Source organism: Ideonella azotifigens (assembly GCF_006519715.1).
GTDB lineage: Bacteria > Pseudomonadota > Gammaproteobacteria > Burkholderiales > Burkholderiaceae_C > Ideonella > Ideonella azotifigens.
In genome coordinates this window covers 1-3,458 of sequence record NZ_VIDT01000589.1, presented here as the reverse complement: position 1 = coordinate 3,458, position 3,458 = coordinate 1, and the positions used below count along the sequence as shown (strand labels likewise).

Sequence of the window (3,458 nt, the reverse complement as noted above, 5' to 3'; positions counted from 1 at the left end):
TGCTGCCGCTGCAGGACGTGGCCATCTCGACCTCCGGCGACTACGAGCGCTTCTTCATCGCCAGCGACGGCCGCCGCCACCACCACCTGCTGGACCCGCGCACCGGCCGTTCAGCCGAAGGCGTGCGCAGCGTGACCATCCTGGCCGACGACGGCCTGACCACCGAAGCGCTGTCCAAGACCGTGTTCGTGCTGGGCGCCGCCGCCGGGCTGAAGCTGATCGACACGCTGCCCGGCGTGGACGCCGTGATCGTCGATGGAAACGGCCAGTTGCACTTTTCCGGCGGATTGCGCCAAGCCGGGCACTGAATCTGCATCGTCAGCATGGTTTTTCCTCGCCTTGACGTTCTTTGTCACTTCCTCCGCGCGCCCTCTATGCGAAAGCCCGTCATGAATCCAGTTGTTGACCTGCGCACCCGTGCCGGGGCGGCTTTCACGCTGCTCATCGCCAGCGTGCTCGCTGGCTGCGGCGGTGGCGGCAGCACCAGCGGCGACTCGACGCTGACCGTCAACGGCGATGTGCCGCTGGTCTACGTCAAGCGCGTCAACACCGTGGGCCTGAACCCCACCGACGGCACCGGCTTCGCTGAGGGCGGGGACCTGATGCTGCGGGAAAAGTCCTCGCCCAGCGCGCCTGAGCACAACCTCACCACGCTGATCACCCAGGGCAAGGGCGACGCCTCCGACCCCGAAGTCTCGTACGACGGCAAGAAGGTCATCTTCTCGCTGCGCTGCCCGACCAGCAACACCTCGCTGGTCAACGGCCAGCCGGCCTGCACCGGCCGCTGGAACATCTGGGAATACGACATGACGACCGGCGGGCTGACCGCAGGCACCTTCCGCCGGCTGACCAGCTCGACCGATGACGACGACGTCGACCCGGCCTACCTGCCGGGCAACCGCGGCTTCGTCTTTGCGTCGAACCGCCAGGCCAAATCCCACCTCAGCCAGGCACTGGGCCGCAGCTACTACGCGCTGGACGAATACGAGCGCGAGCGCACGCTGAACATCCACAGCATGGATGTGGACGGCAACAACATCGTGCAGCTGACCTTCAACCAGAGCCATGACCGCAACCCGGTCGTGCGGCCGAATGGCGACGTGATGTTCTCGCACTGGGACCACGTGGGCGGGCGCAACCATTTCAAGGTCTTCCGCATGAAGCCGGACGGCACCGACCTGTTCGTGCTGTACGGCGCGCACAGCGAAGGCAACAGCTTCCTGCACCCGCGCGACATGGACCCCAAGGGCGCGTACGCCGGCCAGTTGTCGACCGACCTGATGCCGCTGTCGCGCACCCACGAAGGCGGCGCGCTGATGCGGGTTGACGTGGCCAATTACTCCGAGCAGAACACCCCCGCCAACCCCAGCGTGCCCACACAAGGTGGCCAGGCCCAGATCACCGATCAGCTGCTGGAAATGGACCGTGGCCTGTCCAACTATGGCCGCGTCACCACGCCCTACCCGCTGTGGGACGGCACCGACCGCCTGCTGGTCGCCTACCGCCCCTGCGAGGTGACACGCGACGGCAACGTCGTCTCCTGCGCCACGCTGACCGCCGACGAGATCGCCCGCCTCAGCGACGGTGGTCGCAGCCGGGACGCCGTGGCCGCCGACACGCTGCAGGACGACGTGCCGCCGCCGTACGCGATCTACATGTTCGACCCGGCCAAGCAGACCTGGCTCAACGTGGCCTCGCCCGACGCGGGCTTCATGTACACCGACCCGATTGCGCTGCAGGCCCGCACCGAGCCGAATGCCACCGACCCGACGCCGGTGGACAGCGACCTGGCCTCGCAAGACCTCGGCCTGCTGGAAGTGCGCAGCGTCTATGACACCGATGGCCTGGGCCGCATGGGCGACGCGGTGCTGGGCGCCACCGACCTCGGCGAGAACTGCAGCGCCGCCATCCCCAAGACCGCGCCCACCGACCCGCTGGACACCCGCTCGCAGGTGGCCGACCTGGTCAAGATGAAGGACCCGGCCGACCCGGCTTATCACTGCTCTCCGGCCCGCTTCGTGCGCGCCACGCGGGCAGTGGCGCCACCCTCTGGCAGCATGGGCCTGCGCCAGGCCATTGGCGAAACCGACTTCGAGCCGCAGCAGATCCTGGGCTATGCCCCCATCGAGCCGGATGGCTCGTTCAAACTCACGATCCCGGCGGACACCCCGGTGGCGCTGGCCGTCATCGACTCGCAAGGGCGGGCCTTCCAGACCCACACCAACTGGATCCAGGTGCGCCCAGGCGAGCGCCGCACCTGCGATGGCTGCCACAGCCCACGCCGCGGCGGCTCGCTGAATTCCGGCACCGTGGTCAACACCGTGCCCACCGCGCTGCGCAGCGCACTCACCGCCTACCGCACATCCGGCGAAACGCTGGCCGGCACCCGCACCCGGCTGGACCCTGCGGCCCTGAAGCTGGTGTCCGACCTGATGTATGCCGACATCTGGGCCGACGCCACCCAGCCCGGCATCACCGCCCGCCCGGCCATTTCGCTGCGCTACACCGGCAACGACAGCAGCGCCGACGACCTGGTCACCGCAGCTCCCGCGAACGGCATCATCAACTACGTCGACAACATCCAGCCACTCTGGACCCGCACCCGCGGCACCGATGGCGCGATGACCTGCGCCGGCTGCCACAACGCCACCAGCACGACCAGCAAGCTGGACCTGAGCGCCACGCTGGCCGGCAGCGGTCGCCTGGTCTCGTACGAGGAACTGCTGATCGGCGACCCGGTGCTGGACCCGAAGACCGGCCTGCCGCAGACCCACCTCGAAGAAGGCGTGCCCATGGTCACGCGCCAGGCCGCGCTGGTGCAGAACGACGCCAGCGAAGGCAACGCGCTGGGCCTGGCACGCAAGAGCCGGCTGATGGAAATCCTCTCCGGCCAGAAGCTGATGGCCAGCAGCGACGCCTCGACCGCCCACCCCACGCCCGCGTCGCCGGCACCGGACCATGCCACCCTGCTGAACGCGGCCGAGAAGCGCCTGGTCGCCGAATGGATGGACCTGGGCGGCCAGTACTACAACGACCCCTTCGATGCCAGCGGCGTGCGCACCGTGGCCACGCTGGACGAGAAGGCCTTCGAGGCCAGCATCCATCCGATCCTGATGGCCAACTGCGCCAACGGTTGCCACATGGCCATCGGCAGCAGCGCGGCCAAGGACTTCCACGAGAACAAGTTCGTGCTGACCGGCAGCGAGGAAGGCGACTTCAACGTCTCGCTGTCGATGATCTCGGACGTCTGCTCGCCAGCCACCAACCCGCTGATCGCCCGGCCGTCCACCCTCCCTCACCCGGCCGCCGCCGCCAGCCAGGCACAGGCCGTGCTCCCGGTGGGCAGCAGCACCTACAACACGATGGTGGCCTGGATCGCGGCCGGCTGCAGCAACCCCGCGGCTGCCGGCAAGCACAAGGCCGGCGTGAAGCCGCCTCCCGCACAGAAAGCCGCGCTT

Annotated in this window: 2 protein-coding genes; both read left to right on the top strand. The window is 68.4% G+C overall.

The genetic code is table 11. From position 1 onward, the window contains the following. A partial coding sequence (locus tag FKP22_RS24540; RefSeq protein WP_211361564.1) for an FAD:protein FMN transferase occupies positions 1-308 on the top strand: 308 nt, incomplete at its 5' end. Positions 309-389: 81 nt separating this feature from the next. Beyond that, the coding region (locus tag FKP22_RS24535) for an HzsA-related protein (protein WP_170201067.1) at positions 390-3,458 on the top strand (3,069 nt) is incomplete at its 3' end.